This is a genomic window from Paracoccus sp. NIOT.M2S5SZ12 (genome assembly GCF_057748165.1).
Genome location: NZ_JBYLFR010000002.1, coordinates 25,871 through 52,331, shown reverse-complemented (window position 1 = coordinate 52,331; position 26,461 = coordinate 25,871). Strand labels below are relative to the sequence as shown.

The 26,461-nt window shown below is 68.6% G+C and carries 25 protein-coding genes; 11 read left to right on the top strand and 14 right to left on the bottom strand.

Annotated features, from left to right (window positions below):
• Together AC2SGK_RS02025 and AC2SGK_RS02020 are read right to left on the bottom strand one after the other, a co-directional pair.
• Nucleotides 1–489 (bottom strand): hypothetical protein, encoded by a 489-nt coding sequence (locus tag AC2SGK_RS02025; RefSeq protein WP_488321937.1) that lies wholly within the window; start codon nucleotides 487–489, stop codon nucleotides 1–3.
• A gap of 111 nt (nucleotides 490–600) precedes the next feature.
• A complete protein-coding gene (locus AC2SGK_RS02020; RefSeq protein ID WP_488321936.1) occupies nucleotides 601–2,346 on the bottom strand; it encodes a BCCT family transporter in 1,746 nt (581 codons plus the stop codon).
• 205 nt (nucleotides 2,347–2,551) lie between these two features.
• Between AC2SGK_RS02020 and hisB the strand changes: the two genes are divergently transcribed.
• The 3 genes from hisB (at nucleotide 2,552) to ade (ending at nucleotide 5,524) form a co-directional block, all read left to right on the top strand.
• Complete coding sequence (hisB, locus tag AC2SGK_RS02015) at nucleotides 2,552–3,139, top strand: imidazoleglycerol-phosphate dehydratase HisB (RefSeq protein ID WP_488321935.1); 588 nt, start codon at nucleotides 2,552–2,554, stop codon at nucleotides 3,137–3,139.
• Nucleotides 3,139–3,768 (top strand): imidazole glycerol phosphate synthase subunit HisH, encoded by a 630-nt coding sequence (gene hisH / locus AC2SGK_RS02010; RefSeq protein ID WP_488321934.1) that lies wholly within the window; start codon nucleotides 3,139–3,141, stop codon nucleotides 3,766–3,768. The genes hisB and hisH overlap by 1 nt, the downstream gene beginning before the upstream one ends.
• A gap of 61 nt (nucleotides 3,769–3,829) precedes the next feature.
• Nucleotides 3,830–5,524: an adenine deaminase gene (gene ade, locus AC2SGK_RS02005; RefSeq protein ID WP_488321933.1), complete on the top strand. Its 1,695-nt coding sequence runs from the start codon at nucleotides 3,830–3,832 to the stop codon at nucleotides 5,522–5,524.
• Between the two features lie 3 nt (nucleotides 5,525–5,527).
• Here ade and AC2SGK_RS02000 read toward each other — a convergent pair whose 3' ends face one another.
• Complete coding sequence (locus AC2SGK_RS02000; protein ID WP_488321932.1) at nucleotides 5,528–6,112, bottom strand: (d)CMP kinase; 585 nt, start codon at nucleotides 6,110–6,112, stop codon at nucleotides 5,528–5,530.
• 179 nt (nucleotides 6,113–6,291) lie between these two features.
• Here AC2SGK_RS02000 and AC2SGK_RS01995 point away from each other — a divergent pair, with 179 nt between their 5' ends.
• Nucleotides 6,292–7,083 carry a helix-turn-helix transcriptional regulator gene (locus AC2SGK_RS01995; RefSeq protein ID WP_488321931.1) on the top strand — a complete coding sequence of 264 codons (792 nt, stop codon included), beginning with the start codon at nucleotides 6,292–6,294 and terminating at the stop codon, nucleotides 7,081–7,083.
• A 183-nt stretch (nucleotides 7,084–7,266) separates the two neighbouring features.
• Here the strand turns inward: AC2SGK_RS01995 and tsf are convergent, their stop codons facing one another.
• On the bottom strand, nucleotides 7,267–8,178 hold the full coding sequence (tsf, locus tag AC2SGK_RS01990) for a translation elongation factor Ts (protein WP_488321930.1): 912 nt from the start codon (nucleotides 8,176–8,178) through the stop codon (nucleotides 7,267–7,269).
• Between the two features lie 83 nt (nucleotides 8,179–8,261).
• Nucleotides 8,262–9,035: a 30S ribosomal protein S2 gene (rpsB, locus tag AC2SGK_RS01985; protein ID WP_488321929.1), complete on the bottom strand. Its 774-nt coding sequence runs from the start codon at nucleotides 9,033–9,035 to the stop codon at nucleotides 8,262–8,264.
• A gap of 280 nt (nucleotides 9,036–9,315) precedes the next feature.
• Here rpsB and eda point away from each other — a divergent pair, with 280 nt between their 5' ends.
• Nucleotides 9,316–9,957: a bifunctional 4-hydroxy-2-oxoglutarate aldolase/2-dehydro-3-deoxy-phosphogluconate aldolase gene (gene eda, locus AC2SGK_RS01980; protein ID WP_488321928.1), complete on the top strand. Its 642-nt coding sequence runs from the start codon at nucleotides 9,316–9,318 to the stop codon at nucleotides 9,955–9,957.
• A gap of 2 nt (nucleotides 9,958–9,959) precedes the next feature.
• Nucleotides 9,960–11,156, top strand: a complete 1,197-nt coding sequence (locus AC2SGK_RS01975; protein WP_488321927.1) for an MFS transporter — start codon at nucleotides 9,960–9,962, stop codon at nucleotides 11,154–11,156.
• An 18-nt stretch (nucleotides 11,157–11,174) separates the two neighbouring features.
• Here AC2SGK_RS01975 and xseA read toward each other — a convergent pair whose 3' ends face one another.
• Nucleotides 11,175–12,758: an exodeoxyribonuclease VII large subunit gene (gene xseA / locus AC2SGK_RS01970; protein WP_488321926.1), complete on the bottom strand. Its 1,584-nt coding sequence runs from the start codon at nucleotides 12,756–12,758 to the stop codon at nucleotides 11,175–11,177.
• Nucleotides 12,759–12,820: 62 nt separating this feature from the next.
• Here xseA and purD point away from each other — a divergent pair, with 62 nt between their 5' ends.
• Nucleotides 12,821–14,077: a phosphoribosylamine--glycine ligase gene (purD, locus tag AC2SGK_RS01965; protein WP_488321925.1), complete on the top strand. Its 1,257-nt coding sequence runs from the start codon at nucleotides 12,821–12,823 to the stop codon at nucleotides 14,075–14,077.
• 94 nt (nucleotides 14,078–14,171) lie between these two features.
• Here purD and AC2SGK_RS01960 read toward each other — a convergent pair whose 3' ends face one another.
• Nucleotides 14,172–15,191 (bottom strand): ribose-phosphate pyrophosphokinase, encoded by a 1,020-nt coding sequence (locus AC2SGK_RS01960; RefSeq protein WP_411837347.1) that lies wholly within the window; start codon nucleotides 15,189–15,191, stop codon nucleotides 14,172–14,174.
• Nucleotides 15,192–15,274: 83 nt separating this feature from the next.
• On the opposite strand from AC2SGK_RS01960, the gene AC2SGK_RS01955 reads away from it, so the two are divergent.
• Together AC2SGK_RS01955 and AC2SGK_RS01950 are read left to right on the top strand one after the other, a co-directional pair.
• Nucleotides 15,275–15,871 (top strand): DsbA family protein, encoded by a 597-nt coding sequence (locus AC2SGK_RS01955; RefSeq protein WP_488321924.1) that lies wholly within the window; start codon nucleotides 15,275–15,277, stop codon nucleotides 15,869–15,871.
• The gene (locus tag AC2SGK_RS01950; RefSeq protein ID WP_488321923.1) at nucleotides 15,868–16,635 is read left to right on the top strand and encodes an alpha/beta fold hydrolase; all 768 of its coding nucleotides are present in this window, start codon (nucleotides 15,868–15,870) and stop codon (nucleotides 16,633–16,635) included. The genes AC2SGK_RS01955 and AC2SGK_RS01950 overlap by 4 nt, the downstream gene beginning before the upstream one ends.
• Here AC2SGK_RS01950 and AC2SGK_RS01945 read toward each other — a convergent pair.
• The 7 genes from AC2SGK_RS01945 to AC2SGK_RS01915 all read right to left on the bottom strand — a co-directional run bounded on the left by AC2SGK_RS01945 (nucleotide 16,632) and on the right by AC2SGK_RS01915 (nucleotide 23,054).
• Complete coding sequence (locus AC2SGK_RS01945; RefSeq protein WP_488321922.1) at nucleotides 16,632–16,979, bottom strand: H-type lectin domain-containing protein; 348 nt, start codon at nucleotides 16,977–16,979, stop codon at nucleotides 16,632–16,634. The genes AC2SGK_RS01950 and AC2SGK_RS01945 overlap by 4 nt on opposite strands.
• A gap of 128 nt (nucleotides 16,980–17,107) precedes the next feature.
• Nucleotides 17,108–17,557: a F0F1 ATP synthase subunit epsilon gene (locus AC2SGK_RS01940; protein ID WP_488321921.1), complete on the bottom strand. Its 450-nt coding sequence runs from the start codon at nucleotides 17,555–17,557 to the stop codon at nucleotides 17,108–17,110.
• A gap of 9 nt (nucleotides 17,558–17,566) precedes the next feature.
• Nucleotides 17,567–18,991, bottom strand: coding sequence for a F0F1 ATP synthase subunit beta (gene atpD / locus AC2SGK_RS01935; RefSeq protein WP_488321920.1), 1,425 nt, complete (start codon nucleotides 18,989–18,991; stop codon nucleotides 17,567–17,569).
• Between the two features lie 23 nt (nucleotides 18,992–19,014).
• Entirely contained in the window at nucleotides 19,015–19,884 is an 870-nt protein-coding gene (locus AC2SGK_RS01930) for a F0F1 ATP synthase subunit gamma (RefSeq protein ID WP_488321919.1), read from the bottom strand.
• A 12-nt stretch (nucleotides 19,885–19,896) separates the two neighbouring features.
• The gene (atpA, locus tag AC2SGK_RS01925; RefSeq protein WP_488321918.1) at nucleotides 19,897–21,432 is read right to left on the bottom strand and encodes a F0F1 ATP synthase subunit alpha; all 1,536 of its coding nucleotides are present in this window, start codon (nucleotides 21,430–21,432) and stop codon (nucleotides 19,897–19,899) included.
• A complete protein-coding gene (locus AC2SGK_RS01920) occupies nucleotides 21,432–21,998 on the bottom strand; it encodes a F0F1 ATP synthase subunit delta (RefSeq protein WP_488321917.1) in 567 nt (188 codons plus the stop codon). Before AC2SGK_RS01920 ends, atpA begins: the two co-directional genes overlap by 1 nt.
• Nucleotides 21,999–22,265: 267 nt before the next feature.
• Nucleotides 22,266–23,054 carry a methyltransferase domain-containing protein gene (locus AC2SGK_RS01915; RefSeq protein ID WP_488321916.1) on the bottom strand — a complete coding sequence of 263 codons (789 nt, stop codon included), beginning with the start codon at nucleotides 23,052–23,054 and terminating at the stop codon, nucleotides 22,266–22,268.
• Nucleotides 23,055–23,111: 57 nt separating this feature from the next.
• Here AC2SGK_RS01915 and gloB point away from each other — a divergent pair, with 57 nt between their 5' ends.
• Together gloB and clpA are read left to right on the top strand one after the other, a co-directional pair.
• Nucleotides 23,112–23,858, top strand: coding sequence for a hydroxyacylglutathione hydrolase (gene gloB / locus AC2SGK_RS01910; protein WP_488321915.1), 747 nt, complete (start codon nucleotides 23,112–23,114; stop codon nucleotides 23,856–23,858).
• Between the two features lie 240 nt (nucleotides 23,859–24,098).
• Nucleotides 24,099–26,423, top strand: a complete 2,325-nt coding sequence (clpA, locus tag AC2SGK_RS01905; protein WP_411837358.1) for an ATP-dependent Clp protease ATP-binding subunit ClpA — start codon at nucleotides 24,099–24,101, stop codon at nucleotides 26,421–26,423.
• Nucleotides 26,424–26,461 lie beyond the last annotated feature (38 nt).

Genomic DNA, 26,461 nt, shown 5'->3' with positions numbered 1-26,461 from the left:
TCAGCGTTCCTCGTCGGATGGGGCGGATGCGGGCTCCAGGATCGCGGGTTCGTCCGCCAGCAGCCGCTCCAGTTCGGTCATGATCTCGCTCATCTGCGCCATCTCGGCGGCGCGGGCCGCGCGCAGCGCGTCCAACTCGGCCTCCAGCGCGGCCATCTGTTCGTCGGGTCCGATGCCGCCGGTCTCCTGCGCTTCCATCAGGTCGCGATTGGCCGCGATCAGCACGTCGTTGGCGCGCGCCAGCGCGGCCGCCTGTTCGGTCGCGGCGTCCAAGCGCGCCTGCAGCCCGCTGAGATCCGCGCTGTCGGCGGTGGCGTCTGAGGCATCGCCGGGCTCATCGGCCAGCCGGGCCAGCGCCTCGTCGCGCTGCCGCGTCAGCTCCGCGATCACGCCCGTGTCGGCGCGGCCCGGAAGGCCCGCGTCCAGCAGCTGGTCCATCCGGTCAAGCGCGGCGCTGAGGCGGCGTTCGCTGGCTGTGATGTCGCTCATCGGCGCGGGTCCTTCGCTGTGCTGTCGGTCCGTTTTCGCATCGCGGGCCGGCTCATGCAAGAACGGGCGGGAAAACCCGCCCATTCCCCTGTCTTGCAGGTCGCGTCCCCGTCAGCGCAGTTCGCGCCGCTCGGCCATCAGCCCCTTGACCAGCGCGAAGGACGCGCCCAGCAGGACGATGGCGAAGGGGAAGCCCGTCGACACCGCCATGGCCTGCAGCGCGATCAGCCCTCCGCCCATCATCAGGGCGATGGCGACCGCGCCCTCGATCGCGACCCAGAAGATGCGCTGCGCGATGGGGGCGTTGATCTTGCCGCCCGCGGCGATGGTGTCGATGACCAGCGATCCGCTGTCCGAGGAGGTCACGAAGAACACGATGACCAGCACGATGCCCACCAGCGAGGTGATCGAGGCCAGCGGAAGCTGGGCCAACATCTCGAACAGCTCCAGCTCCAGCGGCGCATCCAGGATGCCCGAGAAGCCCGCGACCGTCATGTCGATCGCCGTGCCGCCCAGCGCCGTCATCCACAGCACCGAGATCAGCGAGGGCACGATCAGCACCGCGATCAGGAACTGCCGCACGCTGCGGCCGCGGCTGACGCGCGCGATGAACATGCCGACGAAGGGCGACCAGCTGATCCACCAGGCCCAGTAGAACGCCGTCCAGCCGTGGCGGAAGTTGTCGTCGTCGCGCCCGAACGGGTTCGACAGCGGCACCAGCTCGGTCGCATAGGCGCCTAGGTTGCTGAAGAAGTCCGTCAGGATGACCAGCGTCGGCCCCAGCGCGATCACGAAGACCAGAAGCAGCAGCGCCAGCACCATGTTGATCTCGGACAGGCGCTTGACGCCCTTCTCGACGCCAAGGACCACCGAGGCTCCGGCGACCAGCGTGATCAGCACGATCAGCACGACCTTGGTCACGTCGCCATCGGGCAGCCCGAAGAGATGCGTCAGCCCCGCCGATGCCTGTTCGGCCCCCAGCCCCAGCGACGTCGCCAGGCCGAAGATGGTGGCCAGCACCGCCAGGATGTCGATGACATGGCCCGGCCAGCCCCAGATCCGCTCTCCGAAGATCGGGTGGAAGACCGACCGCAGCGTCAGCGGCAGACCCTTGTTGAACGCGAACAGCGCCAGCGACAGCGCCACGACCGCATAGATCGCCCAGGGGTGCAGGCCCCAGTGGAAGATGGTCGCGGCCATCCCGATGCGGCGGGCGGCGTCCGCATCGTCCTCGGCCCCGCCCAGCGGCGCCCAGTCGGTGCGCAGCCCGTCCTCGGTGGTGACGCCGCCCAAGGCGGCCTCGAAATGGCCCAGCGGCTCGCTGACGCCATAGAACATCAGGCCGATGCCCATGCCGGCCGCAAACAGCATCGCGAACCAGCCGGTCAAGCTGAAGTCCGGCGTGGCCTCCGGGCCGCCAAGGCGCACCTTGCCCAGCGGCGAAAGGATCAGCCCCAGGCACAGCAGCACGAAGAGGTTGCCCGCCAGCATGAAGAACCAGTCCAGATTAGCGGTCAGCCCGTCGCGCAGGCTGCCGAAGAACGGCTCCAGCTGCGCGGGAAAGATCAGCGTGACGGCGGTGAACAGCACGACCGCCACGGCCGAGATACCGAAGACCGGGTTGTGGATGTCGAAGGCGAATGGCGCGCGCCCCTCGATGTTGTCCTGACCGATCGTGTAGTCGGTCTCGATGATCTGGGTCGGGCCTTCGGGTTCGGGTAGGGGCTCGACGCCCTCATCCGGGGCGGGTTCGGGGACGCTGCGGTCCGTCTGCGGGGGATAGCGTCCGCTCAGCGCCTCGTGCTGGCGGTTCGGTCCGCCGGGCGTCGCCGGCGGCTTTGGGGGTGTCTGTGACATCTGTCCCTTTCAGATTGCGTCTTGATCGGGTGGCAGGTCCAAGGACCCTTGGCGGAAAACCGCCGCGGAAGGCGTCGTATGTCTCACATTCCGGTGAGAAAAGCCACCGCAGCCCGATTTGTTCCCGCGCAGGGCCAATGGCAGGCACCATCTTGGCGGATCGGACGCGCGCGCCTATAAGGCCGCCTGACAGGAAGGACATCCCATGCGCCAGGCGACCATCACCCGCAAGACCTCGGAAACCGCGATCGAGGTGACGCTGAACCTCGACGGCACCGGGGTCTATGACAACCGGACCGGCGTGGGCTTCTTCGATCACATGCTGGACCAGCTGTCGCGCCATTCGCTGATCGACATGACCATCCGCGCGGATGGCGACCTGCACATCGACGACCACCACACGGTCGAGGATACAGGCATCGCCATCGGCCAGGCCCTGGTCGCGGCACTGAGCGACAAGAAGGGCATCCGCCGTTACGGCAGCTTCCTGCTGGCCATGGACGATTCGCTGGTCCGCGCGGCGCTGGACCTGTCGGCGCGGCCCTATCTGGTCTGGAACGTGGATTTCCCGTCCCAGAAGATCGGCACCTTCGACACCGAACTGGTGCGCGAATTCTTCCAGGCGCTGTCCACGCATGGCGGCATCACGCTGCATGTGGACCGCCTGCACGGGCTGAACAGCCACCACATCGCCGAGGCCGCCTTCAAGGCCGTTGCCCGCGCGCTCCGCGAAGCGGTAGAGCCCGATCCGCGCATGGCGGGCGTGCTGCCCTCGACCAAGGGGGCGCTGTGATGCGGGTCGCGCTGGTCGATTACGACAGCGGCAACCTGCATTCGGCCGAAAAGGCGTTCCAGCTGATGGGCCGCGACGCGGGCGCGGAGGTCGTCGTGACCTCGGACCCCGAAGTCGCCGCCCGCGCCGACCGCATCGTGCTGCCCGGCGACGGGGCCTTCCCCGCCTGCCGCACCGCCCTGGGCGAGGTGGACGGCATGGCCGAGGCGATCCGCGACGCCGTCCTGACCCGCGGCGTGCCCTTCATGGGCATCTGCGTCGGCATGCAGATGCTGGCCACCACCGGCCACGAATACCGCGAGACGCCCGGCCTGGACTGGATCGGCGGAGAGATCCGCGCCATCGCCGCTCCGGGCCTCAAGGTGCCGCATATGGGCTGGAACGATCTGGTCATCGACCGCCCCCACCCCGTGCTGGAGGGGATCGCGACCGGCGATCACGCCTATTTCGTCCACAGCTGGCAGTTCCAGGTGGCCGACCCCGCGCATCTTCTGGCCCATGTCGATTACGGCGGGCCGGTGACGGCGGTGGTCGGACGCGACAACATCGTCGGCACCCAGTTCCACCCCGAGAAATCGCAGGCCGTGGGCCTGCGCCTGATCGCCAACTTCCTGCGCTGGAACCCCTGAGCGGTCACTGGACCTTGGGGCCCGTTTGCGGTCATGTGCCGCAAACGGACAGGAGAGAGTGATGGATGATCTGGAACGCCGCATCGCCGTGGCCCGGGGCGATCAGCCCGCCGACCTGATCCTGCGCGGCGCCCGGGTCTTCGATCTGATCACCGGCACGATGATGACGGGCGACGTGGCGATCTCTGGCGACCGGATCGCAGGCATCGGCGATTACGCCGCCGACCGCATGATCGACGTCACCGGGCTGATCCTGGTGCCGGGCTTCATCGACACGCATCTGCATGTCGAAAGCAGCCTGGTCACGCCCTTCGAATTCGACCGCTGCGTGACGCCCCGCGGCGTCACCACCGCCATCTGCGACCCGCACGAGATCGCCAATGTCATCGGCCTGGACGGCATCCGCTATTTCCAGGCGGCCACCGAGCATCTGCTGATGGACCTGCGGGTGCAGCTGTCCTCCTGCGTGCCGTCCACCGAGATGGAGACATCGGGCGCGCGGATCGAGGCCGGGGATCTGGCGCAGGTGATGGGCCACCCTTCGGCCATCGGGCTGGCCGAGTTCATGAACTATCCCGGCATCATCCATCGCGATCCGGCCGCCATGGCCAAGCTGCGCCTGTTCGCGGGCGGTCATATCGACGGGCATTGCCCGCAGCTGACGGGTCTGGACCTGAACGCCTATGTCGCCGCCGGCATCCGCACCGAGCATGAGGCCACGACCGCCGACGAAGCGCTGGAGAAGCTGCGCAAGGGAATGCGGGTGCTGATCCGCGAAGGGTCCGTCAGCAAGGACCTGGACGCGCTGCAGCCGATCCTGACGGATACGACCAGCCCCTATCTGTGCCTGTGCACCGACGACCGCAACCCGCTGGACATCGGAGAGCATGGGCATCTGGACTACATGATCCGCCGCCTGATCGCGCTTGGCACCGCGCCGCTGGCGGCCTATCGCGCGGCGTCGCTCTCGGCGGCCGAGGCCTTCGGGCTGAAGGATCGCGGACTGATCGCGCCGGGCCTGCGCGCCGACATCGTGGCCATCGACAGCCTGGAGGGGTGCCACGCGCAGCTGGTCCTGACCGGCGGGCGGGTGGTCGATGACGCGGTCTTCGCCGCGCGCGGGACGGTGGCCCCGGTGGGCCGCGCCTCGGTCAAGGCGCCCAGGGTAGGCCCGCAGGATTTCCGCTGCACCGGCAACCGCACGGAGACCCCGGTGATCGGCATCCTGGAAGGCAAGATCATCACCGAACACCTGACCCATGACATCCCGCCGCAGGACGGCGACAAGCGCCCCGACCCCGCGCGCGATCTGTCCCGCATCGCGGTGATCGAACGGCATGGACGCAACGGCAACATCGCCACGGGCTTTGTGCAGGGGTTCGGGCTGGCGCGCGGGGCCATCGCCTCGACCCTGTGCCACGACCATCACAACATCGCCGTGGTGGGCGTCGATTACGCCGACATGGCGCTGGCGGCCAACCGGCTGACCGATCTGGAGGGGGGCTTCGTCGTGGCCTGCGACGGCCGAATCCTGGCCGAGCTGCCCCTGCCCGTCGCGGGGCTGATGAGCCTGGAGCCGTTCGAGACCGTGCGCGACACGCTGATCGCCCTGCGCGAGGCGGCCCGGACCCTGGGAACGACGCTGGAGGAGCCGTTCCTGCAGCTGGCCTTCCTGGCCCTGCCGGTCATTCCCGCGCTGAAGATCACCGATCGCGGCATGGTCGATGTCGCGAAGTTCGAGATCATCGCCCCCTGAGGATCAGCCGCGCACCCGCTCCACATGGGCGATGGCGGCGGCGACGGCATCACTGATGCTCAGGGTGCTGGTGTCCAGCACCACCGCATCGTCGGCGGGGCGCAGGGGCGCGGTCGCGCGCTGGCTGTCGCGCAGGTCGCGTTCGCGCAGCTGGGCCAGCATCTCGGCGGGGTCGGCGCCCAGTTCGGCGGCGCGGCGCGCGGCCCGGATCTCGTCCGAGGCCACGACATAGAGCTTCACCGCCGCATCCGGGCAGATGACCGTGCCGATGTCGCGCCCATCGAGGACCGCGCCCGGCTCCTGCGCGGCGAAGCGATGCTGGAACGCGACCAGCGCCTCGCGCACCTCGGGGATGGCGGCGATGCGGCTGGCGGCTTGCCCCGCCTCGGCGCTGCGTAGGTCGTCGCGCTGCAGATCGGCCGGGGTCAGCGTGCGCGCCGCGGCCACCGGATCGCCTCCCTTGGCGCCGGTCGCGCGATAGAGGAGGCCGGTATCCAGGTGGTGAAACCCGAACTGTTCGGCCAGCGCGCGGGCGATGGTCCCCTTGCCCGATGCGGCCGGTCCGTCGATGGCGATGATGAAGGGCATGGGTCGGGCTCCGGCAACGGGTCTGTCAGCGGTCCCCATGACACATCCGCCCCCGGAAGGTCCAGCATCGCAGGCCGCGCAATCACGAACCCGTAACCTTCTGGCCAGATTGGCCCTTGGCAAAGCCGCCCCGGCGACGTCCTATATGTCTTTAAGCCATGATTTGAGTGCAGACATAGATGTTGACCGGTTTCATCGAACGCCTTCTGGACGCCCGGACCATTCCCGACATTCGCAACACCTTCCTGGAGGCCGTGCAGCAGCTGGGGTTCGACCATGCGGTCTATGCGGCGCGCTTCATGCTGTCGGTGCCGCGCTCGCTGATGGGCGAGAACCCAGTTTTGTTCAGCAACCTGCCGATGGACCTCATCGCCGAGATCAGGATGCTGCCCGCGCTGGAGCGCGACGGCTGGATTGAATGGGCGCTGACCCATGACGGCGACATCGCGGCGCAGGAGCTGCGCGACCAGGGCCGGCCCTCGCCCTCGCTCGCGCTGGCCGAGCGGCACGGGCTGGCGCAGGCGCAGATCCTCAGCCTGCGGGACAAGGTGCTGAACACGGCGGGCGCGGTGATCGTCATCCCCTTCCAGGGGGCCGATCACGCGGACCTGCGCGACCGATGGCAGCGCACGGGACGCGAGGTTCGGGTCCTGGCCTGGGTGCTGCACATGCGCATGGCCACGATGCAGCGCCACCCCCACGGCGCCGTGCTGACCCTGCGTCAGCGCGAAGTGCTGGGATGGCGCTCGGCCGGCAAGACCGTGGCCGAGATCGCGACGATCCTGGGCATCACTTCCGCCACGGTGGAAAAGCACATGCGCCTGGCGCGCGAGGCCCTGGGGGTCGAGACGACGCCCCAGGCCGTGCTGAAGGCCCATGTCACGCATCAGCTGTTTCAGCCCGCGCGCGCGACGCGGGCCCTGCCGGGCGCGCGCGGCACGGGACGCGACCGGAACGCGGCGCCGAGGTAGGGTTTCCCACCGTTTCCTTCGGCCCGCGTTTCGCGTCACATCATCCCGTTCCGTGAGGTGGCACCTTGGTGCCAGGAACAGGCGATGTCCGGCCTCGTTGCCTTGGCCGGGCATCGTCCCCCCAAACGACAGATGCCGACCCCTGGGGGCCGGCATCCGCAGATCAGATCGAAAAAGGACGGATCAGGCGCCGCTGAGGGTCTTGGCGACCTCGGCCGCGAAATCCTCTTCCTTCTTCTCGATGCCCTCGCCGACCATCACGCGGGCATAGCCGGTGATCTCGACGCCGGATTCCTTGGCGGCCTGCCCGACCGTCAGGTCGGGGTTCATCACGAAGGCCTGGCCCAGCAGGGTGTTCTCGGCCACGAACTTCTTCATCCGGCCCGGGATGATGTTGTTCTGGATGACGGCCTCGGGCTTCGGCTTGTCGGAGGAGGCGTTCTCCTCCAGCGCCTTGGCGGTCTGCACCTGCAGCTCGCGCTCCAGCACGGCCGGGTCCAGCGTCGCCTCGGACAGCGAGACGGGGCTGGTCGCGGCGATGTGCATCGCGAACTGCTTGCCCACGGTCTGCGCCTTGTCGGCCGGACCCGACAGCGCGACCAGCACGCCGATCTTGCCCAGGCCCTCGGCCGCGGCGTTGTGCACGTAGGAGACGACGGTCTCGCCTTCCAGGACCTGCACGCGGCGCAGGGTCAGGTTCTCGCCGATGCGGGCGATGGCGCCGGTGACGACGTCGGCGACGGGCTTGCCGTCCAGCTCGGCGGTCTTCAGCGCCTCGACATCGTCCGAACCCTTCAGCGCCACGGCGGTGATGTCACGGACCAGCTGCTGGAAGTCGGCGTTCTTGGCGACGAAGTCGGTCTCGGAGTTGATCTCCACGGCGACGCCGCGGCCACCCTCGACCTGCACGCCCACCAGACCTTCGGCCGCGACGCGGTCGGCCTTCTTGGCGGCCTTCGCCAGGCCCTTGGTGCGCAGCCAGTCGATGGCGGCTTCCATGTTGCCGTCGTTCTCGGTCAGGGCCTTCTTGGCGTCCATCATGCCTGCGCCGGTGGTCTCGCGCAGTTCCTTCACCATCGCTGCGGTGATTGCCATATCCGTCTCCTATCTGTTCAACGCGTCAGGCGGGGCATATCCCCGCCTGACGACAATTCCGTGAAATCGTTGATCCGGACGGATCAGGCCTCGGCGGGCGCCTCGGCCTCGTCCAGCAGCTCCTCGGGGGCCTCGGCCAGCGAGCCCAGATCGACGCCGGCGGCGCCCATCTGCGCGGACATGCCGTCCAGAGCCGCACGGCTGACCAGGTCGCAATAGAGCGAGATGGCGCGGGCCGCGTCGTCATTGCCCGGGATGATGTAGTCGATGCCATCGGGCGAGCAGTTGGTGTCGACCACGGCCACGACCGGGATGCCCAGCTTCTTGGCTTCCAGGATGGCCAGGTCTTCCTTGTTCACGTCGATGACGAACAGCAGGTCGGGAAGGCCGCCCATGTCGCGGATGCCGCCCAGCGAGGCTTGCAGTTTGGTCTGCTCGCGCTCCAGCTGCAGGCGCTCTTTCTTGGTCAGGCCCTCGGCGCCGCCGGCCATGGTCTCGTCGATCGCCTTCAGGCGGTTGATCGACTGGCTGACGGTCTTCCAGTTGGTCAGCGTGCCGCCCAGCCAGCGGTGGTTCATGTAGAACTGCGCGGACTTCTCGGCGGCTTCGGCGATGGCCTTCTGGGCCTGGCGCTTGGTGCCGACGAACAGCACGCGGCCGCCCTTGGCGACGGTGTCGCGGACGACGGTCAGGGCGGCGTCCAGCATCGGCACGGTCTGGGTCAGGTCCAGGATGTGGATGCCGTTGCGCTCGCCATAGATGAACTCACCCATGCGGGGGTTCCAGCGCTGCGTCTGGTGGCCATAGTGAACGCCAGCTTCAAGCAGCTGACGCATGGAGAAATCGGGAAGCGCCATAACGTGTTCCTTTCCGGTTTGCGCCTTGGCAGGGGATCTCAGGGCGGATGCCCCAACCGGTGGACCGTCGCGGCTATGTCCCGCGGGGCCCGCCCCTGCCTGTGAAGTGTGCGCGCCATAGCCGGTGCCCCGCCCGGATGCAAGCGGATTCGCGGGCCGCGGCTGTTGCCCTGTTGCCGATAGCGGTAACACAGATGGTGGCGCGGTGCCGCTTTCCCTTGCATCGGGCGCATCCGGGGTTCAGGTTCGGGGCGATTTTTCCCTGTCCCGAAGGTGCGCCATGACCCCCCAAGATCAGTCCCGGCAGACGAAAGCCCTGTGCCAGTTGGCCCCGGTCATCCCGGTCATCGTCATCAAGGACGCAGCCCATGCCGAGGGGCTGGCCCGCGCGCTGGTCGCGGGAGGCCTGCCGGTGCTGGAGGTGACGCTGCGCTCGGACGCGGCGCTGGACGCGATCCGCGCCATGAGCGGCGTCGCGGGCGGCCATGTCGGCGCGGGCACCGTGCTGACCCCGGATGACGCAAAACGCGCCAAGGATGCGGGCGCGAGCTTCGCGGTCTCTCCCGGCCTGACCGACCGGCTGATCGCGGCCTGCGAGGATCTGGCCCTGCCGCTGCTGCCCGGCGCCGTCACCGCCTCCGAGGTCATGCGCGCCGCCGATGCGGGCTTTGACATGCTGAAGTTCTTCCCGGCCGAGGCGGTGGGCGGCGCGCCCGCGCTGAAATCGCTGGCAGGCCCCCTGCCCCGCATCAACTTCTGCCCCACGGGCGGCGTGACACCCCAGAACGCGGGCAGCTATCTGTCCCTGCCCAACGTGGTCTGCGTCGGCGGCAGCTGGATCGTGACCGATGCCGACATGGCCGCCGGCAACTGGCAGGCGATCGAGGATCGCGCCCGCACCGCCGCCGCCCTGCGCGGCTGACCATGGACCTGGCGCGCGCCCGCAGGAACGTCGCGGTCCTGGTGCTGGCCCAGGCGATCCTGGGCGCGCAGATGTCGGTCATCTTCATCGTGGGCGGGCTGGCGGGACAGATCCTGTCGCCGCATCCCTGCCTCGTGACGCTGCCGCTGTCGATGATCATCCTGGGCTCGACCCTGTCGGCGCGGCCCCTGGCGCGCTTCATGCAGGCGCGCGGGCGGCAGGCGGGGTTCCTGCTGGCGGTGGCGGCGGGGGCCATGGGCGCGGCCATCGCGGCGGCGGGGCTGTGGCTGGGCTCCTTCGAGCTGTTCATGGTCGGCTCGACCCTGACCGGCATCTACATGTCGGCGCAGGGCTTCTACCGCTTCGCCGCCACTGACACCGCGCCCGAGGATTACGCCCCCAAGGCCATCAGCCTGGTCATGGCCGGGGGCCTGGCCGCCGCCATCATCGGGCCTGCGCTGGTGCGCCTGACCAGCGACCTGACCGCGGTGCCGTTCCTTGCGACCTATCTGGCGGTGATCGGCCTGAACCTGGCCGGACCGCTGCTGTTCGCCTTCCTGGACATCCCCAAACCGCCCGCGCTGGTGGCGGGCGCATCCACCGGGCGCCCGATGGGGCAGATCCTGCGCAGCCCCGCCATCGCCGTGGCGATGGTCTGCGGCATGGTCTCCTATGCGCTGATGAACCTGGTGATGACATCGACGCCCCTGGCGGTGGTGGGCTGCGGCTATGACACAGCGGATGCGGCCAATATCGTCAGCGCGCATGTGCTGGCCATGTTCGCGCCCAGCTTCGTCACCGGCCACCTGATCGCGCGCTTCGGGGCCGAGACGATCGTGGGCCTGGGCCTGGCGATCCTGGCCGCCGCCGGGGCCGTCGCCCTGTCCGGGGTGGAGCTGGAGCAGTTCTTCATCGCCCTGATCCTGCTGGGGATCGGCTGGAACTTCGGCTATATCGGGGCCACGACCATGCTGACCCGCGCCCATGCCCCCGATGAGCGCGGCCGGGTGCAGGGCATGAACGATTTCGTGGTCTTCGGCGGCGTGTTCCTGGCGTCCCTGTCCTCGGGCGGGCTGATGAACTGTTCGGGCGGCTCGATCGTCGCGGGCTGGAACGCGGTGAACCTGGCGATGCTGCCGTTCCTGGCGCTGGCGGGCGGGGCGCTGATCTGGCTGGTCATGCGCCCCCGCCCTGCCTGAGGCCCGCCCTGCCTGAGGTCAGATCAGGGTCTTCTGTTCAGGCGGCGCGGGCTTGCGACGCTTGGGCTTCTCCGGCGCGGCGTCGGGGCGCACGGCCACGCGGCGGTCGCCTGCGAATTGCAGCTCCATCCGCGGCGTCCGGGCGGCGACCTCGGGGGTGGTGATCACCCCGCCCTCCGGGTCGCGCAGGATCACGAAGCCGCGCCGCAGCGTCTGTTCGTGCCCCAGGGACTGCCGCATCCGGTCCAGCCGAACCAGCGCATCCTGCCGCTGACGGCGGATGCGGAACATCGCCGCGATCAGCCGCCGGTCCAGATCGCCCAGACGCGCGCCCTGCTGCGCCGTCACCCGCCGCGTATCGGCCAGAACCCGCACCAGCGAATTGTCCAGCCGCTGGCGCAGCTGCGCCAGCCGGTCGCGCGGACGCTCCAACCGCCGGGCGCGCGCGCCCTCCAGCCGCATCAGCGCCCGGTCCATCCCGGCGCGCTTGCCTTGGGTGAACTGGCGCAGCATCGCCGCGGGCATGGGCCGCGAGGCCAGCTGCTGCCGCCGCGCCCGCGCCAGCTGCCGCAGCGCAGGCTCCAGCCGCCCGCCCCACAGGTCCAGCCGCTGCCGCGCACCCTCCGTCAGCGCCGCGGGGCGGCCCAAGGCGCGGGCCAGATCGCGCAGACGCTGGCGCGGGCGCTGGATCGCCTGCGCATTGCTGCGCGCCATCCGCGCCCCGGTCTCCGCCAGGCGCGCGGCCAGATCGACGCGGACCGGGACCGCCATCTCGGCCGCAGCCGTGGGCGTCGGCGCCCGCCGGTCCGAGGCATAGTCGATCAGCGTCGTGTCCGTCTCATGCCCCACGGCCGAAATCAGGGGGATGGCGCTCTCCGCCGCCGCCCGCACCACCGATTCCTCGTTGAAGCCCCACAGATCCTCCAGCGACCCGCCGCCGCGTGCCACGATGATCAGGTCCGGCCGGGGGATCGGCCCGCCCGGCGCCAACGCGTTGAAGCCCCGGATCGCGGCCGTCACCTGCGGCGCGCAACCCTCGCCCTGCACGGCCACCGGCCAGATGATCACGAGGGTCGGAAAACGGTCGCGCAGCCGGTGCAGGATGTCGCGGATCACCGCGCCCGACGGCGAGGTCACCACCCCGATCACCCGCGGCAGGAACGGCAGGGCGCGCTTGCGGTCCTGGTCGAACAACCCCTCGGCCGCCAGGGCCTTGCGGCGCTTCTCCAGCATGGCCATCAGCGCGCCCGCACCGGCGGGCTCGATCTGATCGACGATCATCTGGTATTTCGACTGGCCCGGAAAGGTCGTCAGGCGGCCGGTGGCGATGACCTCCATCCCCTCCTCGGGGCGCTGGATCAGGCGGGCGGCCTGCCCCTTCCAGGTGACGGCGGCCAGCACGGCGCGGTCGTCCTTCAGGTCGAAATACAGATGCCCCGATCCGGGACGGGACACGCGCCCGACCTCGGCCCGCACGCGGACGCGGCCGAACTGGTCCTCGATGCTGCGTTTGACCGCGCCGGACAGTTCGGACACGGTGAATTCATGCGCGTTGCTGCCCGGTTCCGGGGCATCGTCCATGTCGTCGTCCAGCAGGTCCATGCGTCTTGTTCCCTTGTCCCGGCCAGACTAGAACGCCGCAAGGTCAAGCGAAAGGGCGGCAGATGAATATCCTGATCCTGGGCGGCGGCGGGCGCGAACATGCGCTGGCCTGGGCGATCCGGCAGAACCCCAAATGCGACCGCCTGATCGTGGCGCCGGGCAATGCGGGCATCGCGGGCGTCGCCGAATGCGCCGATCTGGACGTGCTGTCGCGCGCCGATGTGCTGGAATTCGCCCAAGGCAATGCCATCGACTTCGTCATCGTCGGCCCCGAGGCGCCGCTGGCCGCGGGCGTGTCCGACGCGCTCCGCGATGCGGGCTTCCTGGTCTTCGGCCCGTCCCAGGCCGCGGCCCAGCTGGAGGCTTCCAAGACCTTCACCAAGGAGATCTGCGACGCCTGCGCCGCCCCGACCGCGGCCTGGGCGCGCTTCACCGACGCCGCCGCCGCGCGCGATTACGTGACCGCCCAGGGCGCGCCCATCGTGGTCAAGGCCGACGGACTGGCCGCCGGCAAGGGCGTCACCGTGGCCGAGACGGTGGACCAGGCCCATGCTGCCATCGACGACATCTTCGACGGTGCCTTCGGCGACATGTCCGTCGTCATCGAGGAGTTCATGGACGGAGAGGAAGCCAGCTTCTTCATCCTGTCGGACGGAACCGACTGCCTGCCCATCGGCACCGCACAGGACCACAAGCGCGTGGGCGACGGCGATACCGGCCCGAACACAGGCGGCATGGGTGCCTACAGCCCCGCCCCGGTGCTGACGCAGGCGATCCAAGATCAGGTGATGGCGCGCATCGTGCGCCCCACCATCGCCGAGATGGCGCGCCGCGGCACGCCCTTCCAGGGGGTGCTCTATGCCGGGCTGATGATCGCCGAGGGTGAGGCGCGGTTGGTCGAATACAACGTCCGCTTCGGCGACCCGGAATGCCAGGTGCTGATGATGCGGCTTGGCGGCCAGGTGCTCGACCTGCTGCTGGCCTGCGCCGAGGAGCGTCTGGCCGACACGGCGGTCACCTGGGCCGACGATCACGCGCTGACCGTGGTGATGGCTGCACGCGGCTATCCCGGCGCCTATGACAAGGGCAGCGTAATCGGCGGCCTGAAATCCCTGCCGGAAAGCAGCTTCCAGATGACCTTCCGCGCCGGCACCGCGGAACGCGACGGCGCGATCGTGGCGACCGGCGGCCGGGTCCTGGCCTGCACCGGGCGCGGCGCGACCCTGACGGAGGCGCATCGCCGCGCCTATGCGCTGGTCGACGCGATCGACTGGCCGCAGGGCTTCTGCCGCGGCGACATCGGCTGGCGCGCCCTGTGACGGCAGTGGCCGGCGCATCGACGGCGCACCGGCCCCTTCTTCTTCAGAAAAATATCCCCGCCGGAGGCATCCCCGGCCCCGGCGCGCGCGGCGGTCAGCTGGGGGAATACAGCCCCTCGTAGATCGGCAGCAGCGTGTCCACCTCGAACAGGCTGCTGACCGAAGTCCCGTTCCAGATGTTCAGGATCGCCTGCGTGAACATCGGCGCGGTCGGCACGATGCGGATGTTCGGCGCGTTGCGGACCGCGTCGGACGGCTGGATCGAATCGGTGATGACCAGCGACTTCATCACCGACTTGCTGACCCGCTCGACCGCGGGGCCCGAAAGCACGCCGTGGGTGATGTAGGCATGGACCTCGGTCGCGCCGTTGTCGGTCAGCACCTGGGCGGCCTTGCACAGCGTGCCGGCCGTGTCGCAGATGTCGTCCACGATGATGCAGGCCTTGCCCGAGACGTCGCCGATCACGGTCATCTCGGCGACCTCGCCGGCCTTCTCGCGGCGCTTGTCCACGATGGCCAGGGGCGCGCCGATCCGCGTCGCCAACTCGCGCGCGCGCGCCACCCCGCCCACATCGGGCGAGACCACCATCAGATCGCCCATCCGGCCCTTGAAGTGGTGCTGCACGTCCAGCGCGAAGACCGGCGCGGCATAGAGGTTGTCCACCGGGATGTCGAAGAAGCCCTGGATCTGGGCCGCGTGCAGGTCCAGCGTCAGGACGCGGTCTATACCCGCATTGGTCAGCAGGTTCGCGACCAGCTTGGCGGTGATCGGCGTGCGGGCCTTGGCGCGGCGGTCCTGGCGGGCATAGCCGAAATAGGGGATCACGGCGGTGATGCGCGCGGCCGACGACCGCTTCAGCGCATCGACCATGATCAGCAGCTCCATCAGGTTGTCATTGGCCGGATTCGAGGTCGGCTGGATGATGTACATGTCCTCGCCGCGGACATTCTCATAGACTTCGACGAAGATCTCGGCATCGTTGAACCGCTCGACCCGCGCATCCAGCAGGTTCACGCTCATCCCGCGATGAAGCGACATGCGCCGCGCGATGGATTGGGCCAGCGGGCGGTTCGCATTGCCGGAGATCAGCTTGGGTTCGGTCATGACGGGCATGGGGCGGGCCTTGTGGTTGCGTCAGATTGCGGCTGCCTTAGCACCGCGCTAGCCTGCGGGCAAACCCGTAAAAGGACCCAACCATGGCCCATATCGACTATTACCTGGGGACCATCAGCCCCTGGTGCTATCTGGCCGGCGACCGGCTGGAGGGCATCGCCGCCCGCCACGGCGCGACCGTCACCTACAAGCCCCTGGACCTGCTGCAACTCTTCGACCGGACCGGCGGCGTGCGTCCCGCGCAGCGCCATGCCAGCCGCATGGAATACCGCGCGCAGGAGCTGCCGCGTTGGGCCGCGCATCTGGGCATGGCCCTCAACCTGCGGCCCGCCTTCTGGCCGGTGAACATGGCCCCCTCCAGCTATGCGATCATCGCGGCGCAGGCGCAGGGCGGCGATGTGGGCCCGCTGGTGCAGGCCTTCCTGCGCGCGGTCTGGGCCGAGGAGCGCGACATCAGCGACGACGCGGTGATCCGCGACATCCTTCAGGCGCAGGGCTTCGATCCGTCGCTGGCCGATACCGGCCTCTTCGTCGGCGCCGAGACCTATGGCCGCAACCTGGAGGAGGCCGTCGCCGCCGGGGCCTTCGGCGCCCCCTTCTACATCGTGCGCGAGACCGGAGAGCGGTTCTGGGGACAGGACCGGCTGGACTTCCTGGACCGCCACCTGGCCACGCTGTGAGCGGGCTGCACCTGCGCCACTGGCCGGGCGACGCCGACCGCCCGGCGCTGGCGCTGCACTGCATGATGGGCAGCGGCGCGACCTGGGGGCCGGTGGCCCAGGCCCTGGGCGGGCGGATCGACCTCTCCGGCTTCGACATGCCGGGCCACGGGCGCAGCGACGACTGGACACCGGGGCCGGACGACCCGGACTACTTCACCGCCGTCACGCGCCTGGCCGCGGCCCTGATCGAACGCCCGCTGGACCTGATCGGGCACAGCTTCGGCGCGGTCGTGGCGCTGCGCATCGCGGTCGCCGCCCCCGAGGCCATCCGCAGCCTGACCCTGATCGAGCCGGTACTGTTCGCGGCCCATCCCGACCCCGACCAGCAGGCCCGCGACGCTCGCATGGCCGCGTTGCTGGAACGGGGCGACGCCGCGCAGGCCGCGACCGAGTTCCTGTCGGTCTGGGGTCAGGGCCCCGCGCCCGACGCGCCCTCGGCGCGGCTGATCCGCCAGGTCGCGCTGGTCGCCGAAACCGGCGCGGCGCTGCATCAGGACAGCGCCCGCCTCCTGCGCCCCGACGGGCTGGAGGCCATCGACGCGCCGGTGCTGCTGATCCAGGGGGGCGACAGCCCGCCGGTGGTGAGCGGCATCATCGACGCGCTGGCCGCGCGCCTGCCCGATGTCGGGCGCGCCACGATCCCGGGCGCGGGGCACATGGCGCCCCTGACCCATCCCGCGCAGGTCGCGGGGCTGATCGGGGTGAACCTGGAACGCGCCTAGAGGATGAAGTCCTGCTCGTCGGGGACCGCGCCGATGGCCAGCCAACTGACCCGCATCCGCGCGATGCGGGTGTCGCCCCAGGTCTGGAACACCAGGTCGAAGCCCGTCAGCGTCACCGCCTCGACCCGCAGGTCGCCGCGCTGGTTGCGCTCGCTGTCCATGTCCCACATGGCCAGGCTGACATGCACCACCGGCGGCGCGATGAAGCGTTCGTCGAAGACGATGGGCTGGCGGTGGATGCGCTCGCCCTCGCCGGTCCACATCGGACCCTGGGTGTCGAAATCGGACACCACCATGACCTCGCCGCGCTGGATCCCGATCTCGTGAAACGCAAATCGCTGCATCGCTCCCCCCTCCTCATGGTTGCGTGCCGGTCCCTGCATGCCGCAGCGGCAAACCGGTCCGGCAAAAATGCATCAGGCCCCGGCGCGGTGCCGGGGCCTGATGTCGATGGTCTGACGCGACGGCCCGATCAGTCGGGCACCGTCGCCTGGTTCGGGTCCAGCCCGATATGGGTGCCAAGCGCCTGCATGTCGCCCAGGAGCTTGACGGCGGCTGTCACGATCTCCTCGCCGACATGCTCGCGCCGTTCCTTGGCGCTGCGATGGGCGCGGTGGGCGTCCTTCAGCATGTCGTTGTAGACCTCCTGCGTGATCTCCTCACGCGGGTGGCCGCGCTCGGCCAGGAGGCTGACGCTCTCCTGATTGATCTCGGCAAAGCCGCCAGTCACGGCGAATTCCCTGGTGGAGCCGTCGGCACCGACCAGGATCACCATGCCCGGACGCAGGGTCACGATCGTGGGCGCATGGCCGGGCATGGCGGTCAGATCGCCGTCGCTGCCCGGCAGGCGCACCTCGCGCACGGGAACGGAGGCGAGGCTCCGTTCCGGCGACACGAGGTCGAACTGCATGGTATCGGCCATGATGCCCCCTTACGCCGCTTCGGCGGCCAGACGCTGTGCCTTGGCCTTCACGTCCTCGATGTCGCCGACCATGTAGAAGGCCGATTCCGGCAGGTGGTCGTACTCACCGGCGACGACCGCCTTGAACGAGGCGATGGTCTTCTCCAGCGGCACCTGGACGCCGTCCGAACCGGTGAAGACCTTGGCCACGTCGAAGGGCTGCGACAGGAAGCGCTGGATCTTGCGCGCGCGGGTCACGGTCAGCTTGTCCTCTTCGGACAGTTCGTCCATGCCCAGGATCGCGATGATGTCCTGCAGCGACTTGTACTTCTGCAGGATGCCCTGCACGTCGCGCGCCACCTGATAGTGCTCCTCGCCGACGACGGCGGGGTCCAGGATGCGGCTGTTGGAGTCCAGCGGGTCCACGGCCGGGTAGATGCCCAGCTCCGAGATCGCGCGCGACAGAACGGTCGTGGCGTCCAGGTGGGCGAAGGTCGTCGCGGGCGCCGGGTCGGTGAGGTCGTCGGCCGGGACGTAGACGGCCTGGATCGAGGTGATCGAGCCGTTCTTGGTCGAGGTGATGCGTTCCTGCATCGCGCCCATGTCGGTGGCCAGCGTCGGCTGATAGCCCACGGCCGAGGGGATGCGGCCCAGCAGAGCCGACACTTCCGAACCGGCTTGGGTGAAGCGGAAGATGTTGTCCACGAAGAACAGCACGTCCGTGCCCGACGCGTCGCGGAACTGCTCGGCCAGGGTCAGACCGGTCAGGGCGACGCGCATGCGGGCCCCCGGCGGCTCGTTCATCTGGCCATAGACCAGGGCCACTTTCGATTCGACCAGGTTGTCGGGAACGATGACGCCCGATTCGACCATCTCGTGATACAGGTCGTTGCCTTCGCGGGTGCGCTCACCCACGCCGGCGAACACCGAATAGCCCGAGTGCACCTTGGCGATGTTGTTGATCAGTTCCATGATCAGAACGGTCTTGCCCACGCCGGCGCCGCCGAACAGGCCGATCTTGCCGCCCTTGGAATAGGGGGCCAGCAGGTCGATGACCTTGATGCCGGTCACCAGGATCTCCGAGCTGGTCGCCTGAGCGGCGAAGTCGGGGGCCGGCTGGTGGATCGCGCGGCTCTCGCCGGCGGCCAAGGGGGTGCCCTCGTCCACGGGCTCGCCCACGACGTTCAGGATGCGGCCCAGGGTCACGTCGCCCACGGGCACGGTGATCGGACCGCCGGTGTCGGAGACGGCCTCGCCGCGGACCAGACCTTCGGTCGCGTCCATGGCGATGGTGCGGACGGTGTTCTCGCCCAGGTGCTGGGCCACTTCCAGCACCAGCTTCTTGCCGTTGTTGGTCGTTTCCAGCGCGTTCAGAATCGCGGGCAGGTGGTTGTCGAACTGCACGTCAACGACGGCGCCGATCACCTGCGTGATTTTACCAGTGGCCTCTGCCATGTCATCACCCTCTAGCGTTACGGTCAGAGCGCCTCGGCGCCCGAAATGATTTCGATGAGTTCCTTGGTGATCGCAGCCTGACGCGAGCGGTTGTACTCGGTGGTCAGACGGTCGATCATGTCGCCCGCGTTGCGCGTGGCGTTGTCCATGGCACTCATCCGCGCGCCCTGTTCGGACGCCGCATTCTCCAGCAGCGCGGCAAAGATCTGCGTCGCGACCGAGCGCGGCAGCAGATCGGCCAGAAGCTCTTCCTCGCCCGGCTCGTAATCATAGAGCGCGTTGGCGCTGGCGTCTTCCGGCACCTCGGCGGGGATCACCTGCCGGGCGGTCGGAATCTGGCTGATCACCGATTCGAAGCGGTTGTAGAACAGCGTCGCCACGTCGAAGTCGCCTTTGTCGAAGCGGGCCAGAACCTCGTCCGCGATGGCGCGGGCGGTGTCATAGCCCATGCGCTTGACCTCGGACAGGTCGACATGGTGCACGAACAGGCTGCCATAGTCGCGCTTCAGCTGCTCGCGGCCCTTCTTGCCGACGGTCAGGATCGCGACCTCCTTGCCTTCGCCCCGCAGCCGGTCGGCGTGCTGGCGGGCCAGACGCACGATCGAGCTGTTGAAGCCGCCGGCAAGGCCGCGTTCCGCCGTCATCACGACCAGCAGGTGACGCCTGTCATCGCCCGTGCCGGCCAGCAGGCGCGGCGCGCCCGACTGGCCCGCCGCATTCGCGGTCAGGCCGGCCATGACGGCCGCCATGCGGTCGGCATAGGGGCGCGCGGCCTCCGCCGCGTCCTGCGCGCGGCGCAGTTTCGCGGCGGCGACCATCTGCATCGCCTTGGTGATCTTGCGCGTGTTCTTGACGCTGCCGATCCGGTTCTTGAGATCCTTGAGACTGGGCATCTATTCCCCCTCTCAGGCGCGGGTGCTGTTGTATTCGTCCAGCGCCGCCTTGATCGCATTTTCCAGATCGCCGCCGACCTTGCGGTCGTTGCGGGTCATGTCGTCCAGCAGGTCGGACTTCTGGCTGCGCAGGAACTGGATCAGGCCTTCTTCCCAGGCCGTGATCTCACGGACGGGAACCTGGTCGATGTAGCCCTTGGTGCCGGCATAGATGACGATCACGATCTCGGCGTTCGTCAGCGGGCGGTACTGGGGCTGCTTCATCAGCTCGGTCAGGCGCGCACCGCGGTTCAGCAGACGCTGCGTCGAGGCGTCGAGATCCGAGCCGAACTGCGCGAAGGCCGCCATCTCGCGATACTGCGCCAGCTCCAGCTTGACCGGACCCGCGACCGACTTCATCGCCTTGGTCTGGGCGGCCGAGCCCACGCGGCTGACCGACAGACCGGTGTTCACGGCCGGGCGGACGCCCTGGAAGAACAGTTCCGTCTCCAGGAAGATCTGGCCGTCGGTGATCGAGATCACGTTGGTCGGGATGTAGGCCGACACGTCGCCCGCCTGCGTCTCGATGATCGGGAGCGCCGTCAGCGAGCCCGAGCCGTTGGCCTCGTTCAGCTTGGCCGAACGCTCCAGCAGGCGCGAGTGCAGATAGAAGACGTCGCCCGGATAGGCTTCGCGTCCGGGCGGACGGCGCAGCAGCAGCGACATCTGGCGATAGGCCACGGCCTGCTTGGACAGGTCGTCATAGATGATCAGTGCGTCCATGCCGTTGTCGCGGAAGTATTCGCCGATCGCGGTGCCCGAATAGGGCGCCAGGAACTGCATCGGCGCCGGGTCGGACGCGGTCGCGGCCACCACGGTGGTGTAGGCCATGGCGCCGGTCTCTTCCAGCTTCTTGACCAGCTGGGCAACGGTCGAACGCTTCTGACCCACGGCGACGTAGATGCAGTGCAGCGTCTTCATGCCCTCGGCCTCGCGGCCGTTGTAGTTCATCTGGTTCAGGATCGTGTCCAGCGCGATGGCGGTCTTGCCGGTCTGGCGGTCGCCGATGATCAGCTCGCGCTGGCCGCGGCCGACGGGGATCATGGCGTCCACGGACTTCAGGCCGGTCGCCATCGGCTCGTGCACCGACTTGCGCGGCATGATGCCGGGGGCCTTGACGTCGGCGATGCGGCGCTCGGTCGTCTCGATCGGGCCCTTGCCGTCGATCGGGTTGCCCAGGCCGTCCACGACGCGGCCCAGCAGGGCCTTGCCCACGGGAACGTCCACGATCGAGCGGGTGCGCTTGACGGTGTCGCCTTCCTTGATCTGACGGTCGTCGCCGAAGATCACGATGCCGACGTTGTCGGTCTCGAGGTTCAGCACCATGCCGCGGACGCCGCCGGGGAACTCGACCATCTCGCCGGCCTGGACCTTGTCCAGACCATAGACGCGGGCGATGCCGTCACCGACGGACAGGACCTGACCAACTTCGGCGACTTCGGCATCCTGGCCGAAGTTCTTGATCTGCTCCTTGAGGATCGCCGAAATTTCGGCAGCCTGGATTCCCATTATCCGACCTCTTTCATGACATTCTGCAGGGAAGCGAGCTTCGAGCGGACCGAACTGTCGATCATCTGCGAGCCCAACTTGACAATCATGCCGCCGATGAGGGTCTCATCGACGCGCGTGTTCAGCTTGACCGTCTTGCCGGTCTTTTCGGCCAGGGCGGCCTTCAGGCGCTCGACCTGCTCGTCGTTCAGCGCGATGGCGCTGGTGACGTCGGCCGTGACCTCGCCCCGCTCGGTCGCGATCAGCGCCGCCAGACGGTCCAGCAGCTGCGGCAGCACGAACAGGCGGCGGTTCTTCGCCATCAGCTGCAGCGTGTTGTCCAGCACCGGCGACAGGGCCATGCGCTCGGCCAGCGCGCCGATGGCGCGGGCCTGCTGGTCGCGGGAATAGATCGGGCTGGCTATCAGGTCGCGCAGCTCGGCGCTGTCGTGCAGGGCGGCGGTCAGATCGTCGGTCTGGGTGGCCAGGGCGTCCACGCCCCCGCCTTCCCTCGCGATCTCGAAGACGGCCTGCGCATAGCGTCCGGCGATGCTCTGGGACATGGAAACAGAGTTGGCCACGGTCATCCTTTACGGTTTGCGCAAACCCCGCTGGCGGGCCGGGCTGCTGCCTGGTCTGTCGCGGGGTGCGGGTCGCGGTCGCGCGGCTGATGGAAGGTCGCGCAAATCTGCGGCGTCTCTAGCAGGTGATTTCGACCCCGGCAACCGTCAAGGACAGGGAAACGCAGGGTGTTGCAGCAAACCCGGCATGATTGCGCAAACCCCCGCGGCACCCCCTGCGGACCCCCGCCCGGACCGGGTTCCGCGCTGTGGCAGGATGTCGCATCCGGGCCGTCAGCGCGGCGAATCCCGCCCTGAAATCCGTCCCGTGGGCGCGGCCTGCGGGCGGGGCCGGGCGACGCCGTCCAGGATCTCCAGCGGGCTGGGCACATGGATTCGCACCCCCGGCCCCACCGGCGCGCGGGTCTGCTTGGACAGCTCGACCAGGATCACGCCCGCGATCAGCACCCGGCTGATGCGCGCGCCGGTGCGTTCCCAGAACTGCGCGCTGCCCAACCAGAATCGCCGGTCCGACGGCGGGATGTAGACCGCGCTGCCGTGCCAGTCGGGGCTGAACCCCGCCCGCCGCATCTGCGCCTCGACTTGGCCCGTCGTGTAGGCGCGCCCGAATCCGAAGGGCGTGCGGTCGGACGCCGCCCACAGGCCCGCCCGGTTCGGCACCATCAGCATCATTCGCCCGCCCGGACCCAGGCAGCGCCAGACCTCGTCCAGCAGCTCGCGCGGATGCTCGCTGGTCTCCAGCCCGTGCAGCATGACCAGCCGGTCCAGGCTGCCGGTCTCGACGGGCCAAGCGGTCTCGTCGCACAGGACGGCATGGTTGGGCATCCCGGCAGGCCAGCCCATCACCCCCTGCGGCCCCGGCATCAGCGCCGTCACCCGCCGCGCGCGGCCCAGATAGGGGCGCAGCATGGGGGCGGCGAACCCGTATCCCGCGACCGTCATGCCCGCGCATTGGGCCGGGTCCCACCGTCCGGTCAGCCGGTCGCGCAGGATGCGCTGGACGACCCGGCCCAGGGCGCGCTGATAATAAAACCGCCGCAACTGGTCGATGTCATGGTGCATTGCGCCGGGGTCCCGCGTTTGTCAGGCTCAGGTGAACACATGGTCGAGGATTTGCCAATGCCGCTGGAACTGGTCACGCTGCGCTGTCTGACGGATAATTACGCCTATCTGCTGCATTCGGACGGCGGCACCGTCCTGATCGACGCGCCCGAGGCGCTGCCCGTGCTGACCGAACTGGATGCGCGGGGCTGGGGCCTGGACGCGATCCTTCTGACGCATCATCACGACGACCACATCCAGGCGGTGCCGAAGATCGTGGCCGCCACCGGCGCGCGGGTCATGGGCGCCGCGGCCGACGCCCATCGCCTGCCGCCGCTGGACGTGCGGCTGGCCCCCGGAGAGCCGCTGGAGGTGCTGGGCGAAAGCGTGAGCGTCATCGAGGTCTCGGGCCACACGATCGGCCATGTGGCCTTCCACTTCCCCGAAAGCGGCATGGCCTTCACCGCCGACAGCCTGATGGCGATGGGCTGCGGGCGCCTGTTCGAGGGCGACGCGCCGACCATGTGGGCCAGCCTGCAGCGGCTGGACGCCCTGCCCGGCGCGACGCTGATCTGTTCGGGACACGACTATTGCGCGGGCAACGGCGCCTTCGCGCTGTCCGTGGACCCGGAGAACGAGGCCCTGCAGGCGCGTCTGCAGGCCATCGCCGAGGCCCGCCAGCCCTGCGCCCCCGCCACGCTGGAGGTCGAACGCGCGACGAACCCGTTCCTCCGCGCCGCCGCGCTGGCCGAATCCCTCGGCATGGCGGGGGCGCCCGAGGTCGAGGTTTTTGCCCGGCTGCGCCAGATGAAGGACCGGTTCTGAGCGCGGGCCGGCACGCCCTGCGTCATGCGCGCGCAGGGCGCGCCGGGGGTCGGGACGCGCCCGGCTTGAAATGCGGGCTCTGTGACATCACATCTGCCTCAACCGTGGGAAAATCGTGGCACCTGTCGGAAAAACCACTTGATGCCGGGCGAAATCCACCAAATCTTAACCTTACCATGACAGTCTGGGCAGGTGGGCAGCGAACGGCCCATACCGCCAGCCGACTGACAGGAGACGACCGTGCCAAGTTTCTCGACCTCCCTGGAACAGGCCATTCACCAGGCTCTCGCGCTGGCGAACGAACACAGACACGAACTTGCGACGCTGGAGCATCTGCTGCTGGCGCTGACCGAGGAGCCGGATGCGGTCAAGGTCATGCGCGCCTGCAATGTCGACCTCGAGGAACTGCGCAAGACGCTGGTCGAGTTCATCGAGGATGACCTGTCGACCCTCATCACCGACGTCGAAGGCTCCGAGGCGGTGCCGACCGCGGCCTTCCAGCGCGTGATCCAGCGCGCCGCGATCCATGTGCAAAGCTCGGGCCGCCAGGAGGTGACCGGGGCCAACGTGCTGGTCGCCATCTTCGCGGAACGCGAATCGAACGCCGCCTATTTCCTGCAGGAGATGGACATGACCCGTTACGACGCGGTCAATTTCATCGCCCATGGCGTCGCCAAGAACCCCTCCTTCAACGAGCCCCGCAAGGTGGTCGGATCGGAGGAGCCGGTCGAGCAGAGCAAGGCTGAAGCCGCCCCCGATCCCAAGGACGAGACCGCGCTTGGCAAGTACTGCGTCGACCTGAACGTGAAGTCGAAGAAGGGCGACGTGGACCCGCTGATCGGCCGCGAGGCCGAGGTCGAGCGCGCGATCCAGGTCCTGTGCCGGCGGCGCAAGAACAACCCGCTGCTGGTGGGCGATCCGGGCGTGGGCAAGACCGCCATCGCCGAGGGCCTGGCGCTGAAGATCACCCGCGGCGAGACCCCCGAGGTCCTGGCCGGGGCCACGATCTTCTCGCTGGACATGGGCGCGCTGCTGGCGGGCACCCGCTATCGCGGCGATTTCGAGGAGCGGCTGAAGGCCGTCGTCAAGGAGCTGGAGGCGCATCCCGACGCGATCCTGTTCATCGACGAAATCCATACCGTCATCGGTGCGGGCGCTACCTCGGGTGGGGCGATGGACGCGTCGAACCTGCTGAAACCCGCGCTGGCGGGCGGCAAGCTGCGCTGCATGGGCTCGACCACCTACAAGGAATATCGCCAGCACTTCGAGAAGGACCGCGCGCTGAGCCGCCGGTTCCAGAAGATCGACGTGAACGAGCCTTCGGTGCCCGACACCATCAAGATCCTGATGGGCCTGAAGCCGCATTTCGAGGCGCATCACGACCTGCGCTACACCAACGACGCGATCAAGTCGGCGGTGGAGCTGGCCGCGCGCTACATCAACGACCGCAAGCTGCCGGACAGCGCCATCGACGTCATCGACGAGGCGGGTGCCGCCCAGCATCTGGTCAGCGAAAGCAAGCGGCGCAAGACGATCAGCCCCAAGGAGATCGAGGCCGTCGTGGCCAAGATCGCCCGCATCCCGCCCAAGAATGTCAGCAAGAACGACGCCGAGGTCCTGCGCGATCTGGATGCCGGTCTGAAGCGCGTCGTCTTTGGTCAGGATAACGCCATCGAGATGCTGTCCAGCGCCATCAAGCTGGCCCGTGCGGGCCTGCGCGAGCCGGAGAAGCCCATCGGCAACTACCTGTTCGCGGGCCCGACCGGCGTCGGCAAGACCGAGGTGGCCAAGCAGCTGGCCTCCAGCCTGGGGGTCGAGCTGATCCGCTTCGACATGTCGGAATACATGGAGAAGCACGCCGTCAGCCGCCTGATCGGCGCACCTCCGGGCTATGTGGGCTTCGACCAGGGCGGTCTTCTGACCGACGGCGTGGACCAGCACCCGCATTGCGTGCTGCTCTTGGACGAGATCGAGAAGGCGCATCCGGATGTCTTCAACATCCTGCTGCAGATCATGGATGCGGGGCGGCTGACCGACCATAACGGCCGGACCGTCGATTTCCGCAACGTGATCCTGATCATGACCTCGAACGCGGGCGCCGCGGATCAGGCCAAGGCGGCGATCGGCTTCGGCCGCGACCGGCGCGAGGGCGAGGACACGGCCGCGATCGAGCGGACCTTCACGCCCGAGTTCCGTAACCGTCTGGACGCGATCATCAGCTTTGCGCCGCTGTCCCGCGATGTCGTGGTCCATGTGGTTGAGAAGTTCGTGCTGCAGCTGGAGGCGCAGCTGATGGACCGCAACGTCCATATCGAGCTGACCCCCGAGGCCGCCAACTGGCTGGCCGAGAAGGGCTATGACGATCGCATGGGGGCCCGCCCCCTGGGCCGTGTGATCCAGGAGAGCATCAAGAAGCCTCTGGCTGAGGAGCTGCTGTTCGGTCGCCTGACCAAGGGCGGCGTAGTCCGGGTGAAGATCGAGGACGACAAGCCCGCCTTCGACATCACCGGTCCCGACACACCGCGCATCGGCAAGACCAAGACGCCGCTGCTAACGGCCGAGTAAAATGAGGGCGGACCCTGCCGGGGTCCGCCCTTTCCTCT

What these genes read in the sequence shown, in the direction of transcription:
- ade (WP_488321933.1), top strand. Translation starts at nt 3,830, where the DNA reads ATGGATGATCTGGAACGCCGCATCGCCGTGGCCCGGGGCGATCAGCCC.
- AC2SGK_RS02020 (WP_488321936.1), bottom strand. Translation starts at nt 2,346, where the DNA reads ATGTCACAGACACCCCCAAAGCCGCCGGCGACGCCCGGCGGACCGAAC.
- xseA (WP_488321926.1), bottom strand. Translation starts at nt 12,758, where the DNA reads ATGGACCTGCTGGACGACGACATGGACGATGCCCCGGAACCGGGCAGC.
- AC2SGK_RS01960 (WP_411837347.1), bottom strand. Translation starts at nt 15,191, where the DNA reads ATGCCCGTCATGACCGAACCCAAGCTGATCTCCGGCAATGCGAACCGC.
- gloB (WP_488321915.1), top strand. Translation starts at nt 23,112, where the DNA reads ATGCCGCTGGAACTGGTCACGCTGCGCTGTCTGACGGATAATTACGCC.
- hisH (WP_488321934.1), top strand. Translation starts at nt 3,139, where the DNA reads ATGCGGGTCGCGCTGGTCGATTACGACAGCGGCAACCTGCATTCGGCC.
- AC2SGK_RS01975 (WP_488321927.1), top strand. Translation starts at nt 9,960, where the DNA reads ATGGACCTGGCGCGCGCCCGCAGGAACGTCGCGGTCCTGGTGCTGGCC.
- AC2SGK_RS02025 (WP_488321937.1), bottom strand. Translation starts at nt 489, where the DNA reads ATGAGCGACATCACAGCCAGCGAACGCCGCCTCAGCGCCGCGCTTGAC.
- tsf (WP_488321930.1), bottom strand. Translation starts at nt 8,178, where the DNA reads ATGGCAATCACCGCAGCGATGGTGAAGGAACTGCGCGAGACCACCGGC.
- AC2SGK_RS01945 (WP_488321922.1), bottom strand. Translation starts at nt 16,979, where the DNA reads ATGCAGCGATTTGCGTTTCACGAGATCGGGATCCAGCGCGGCGAGGTC.
- atpD (WP_488321920.1), bottom strand. Translation starts at nt 18,991, where the DNA reads ATGGCAGAGGCCACTGGTAAAATCACGCAGGTGATCGGCGCCGTCGTT.
- AC2SGK_RS01995 (WP_488321931.1), top strand. Translation starts at nt 6,292, where the DNA reads ATGTTGACCGGTTTCATCGAACGCCTTCTGGACGCCCGGACCATTCCC.
- hisB (WP_488321935.1), top strand. Translation starts at nt 2,552, where the DNA reads ATGCGCCAGGCGACCATCACCCGCAAGACCTCGGAAACCGCGATCGAG.
- AC2SGK_RS01920 (WP_488321917.1), bottom strand. Translation starts at nt 21,998, where the DNA reads ATGACCGTGGCCAACTCTGTTTCCATGTCCCAGAGCATCGCCGGACGC.
- rpsB (WP_488321929.1), bottom strand. Translation starts at nt 9,035, where the DNA reads ATGGCGCTTCCCGATTTCTCCATGCGTCAGCTGCTTGAAGCTGGCGTT.
- AC2SGK_RS02000 (WP_488321932.1), bottom strand. Translation starts at nt 6,112, where the DNA reads ATGCCCTTCATCATCGCCATCGACGGACCGGCCGCATCGGGCAAGGGG.
- AC2SGK_RS01940 (WP_488321921.1), bottom strand. Translation starts at nt 17,557, where the DNA reads ATGGCCGATACCATGCAGTTCGACCTCGTGTCGCCGGAACGGAGCCTC.
- atpA (WP_488321918.1), bottom strand. Translation starts at nt 21,432, where the DNA reads ATGGGAATCCAGGCTGCCGAAATTTCGGCGATCCTCAAGGAGCAGATC.
- AC2SGK_RS01955 (WP_488321924.1), top strand. Translation starts at nt 15,275, where the DNA reads ATGGCCCATATCGACTATTACCTGGGGACCATCAGCCCCTGGTGCTAT.
- AC2SGK_RS01930 (WP_488321919.1), bottom strand. Translation starts at nt 19,884, where the DNA reads ATGCCCAGTCTCAAGGATCTCAAGAACCGGATCGGCAGCGTCAAGAAC.
- eda (WP_488321928.1), top strand. Translation starts at nt 9,316, where the DNA reads ATGACCCCCCAAGATCAGTCCCGGCAGACGAAAGCCCTGTGCCAGTTG.
- purD (WP_488321925.1), top strand. Translation starts at nt 12,821, where the DNA reads ATGAATATCCTGATCCTGGGCGGCGGCGGGCGCGAACATGCGCTGGCC.
- AC2SGK_RS01915 (WP_488321916.1), bottom strand. Translation starts at nt 23,054, where the DNA reads ATGCACCATGACATCGACCAGTTGCGGCGGTTTTATTATCAGCGCGCC.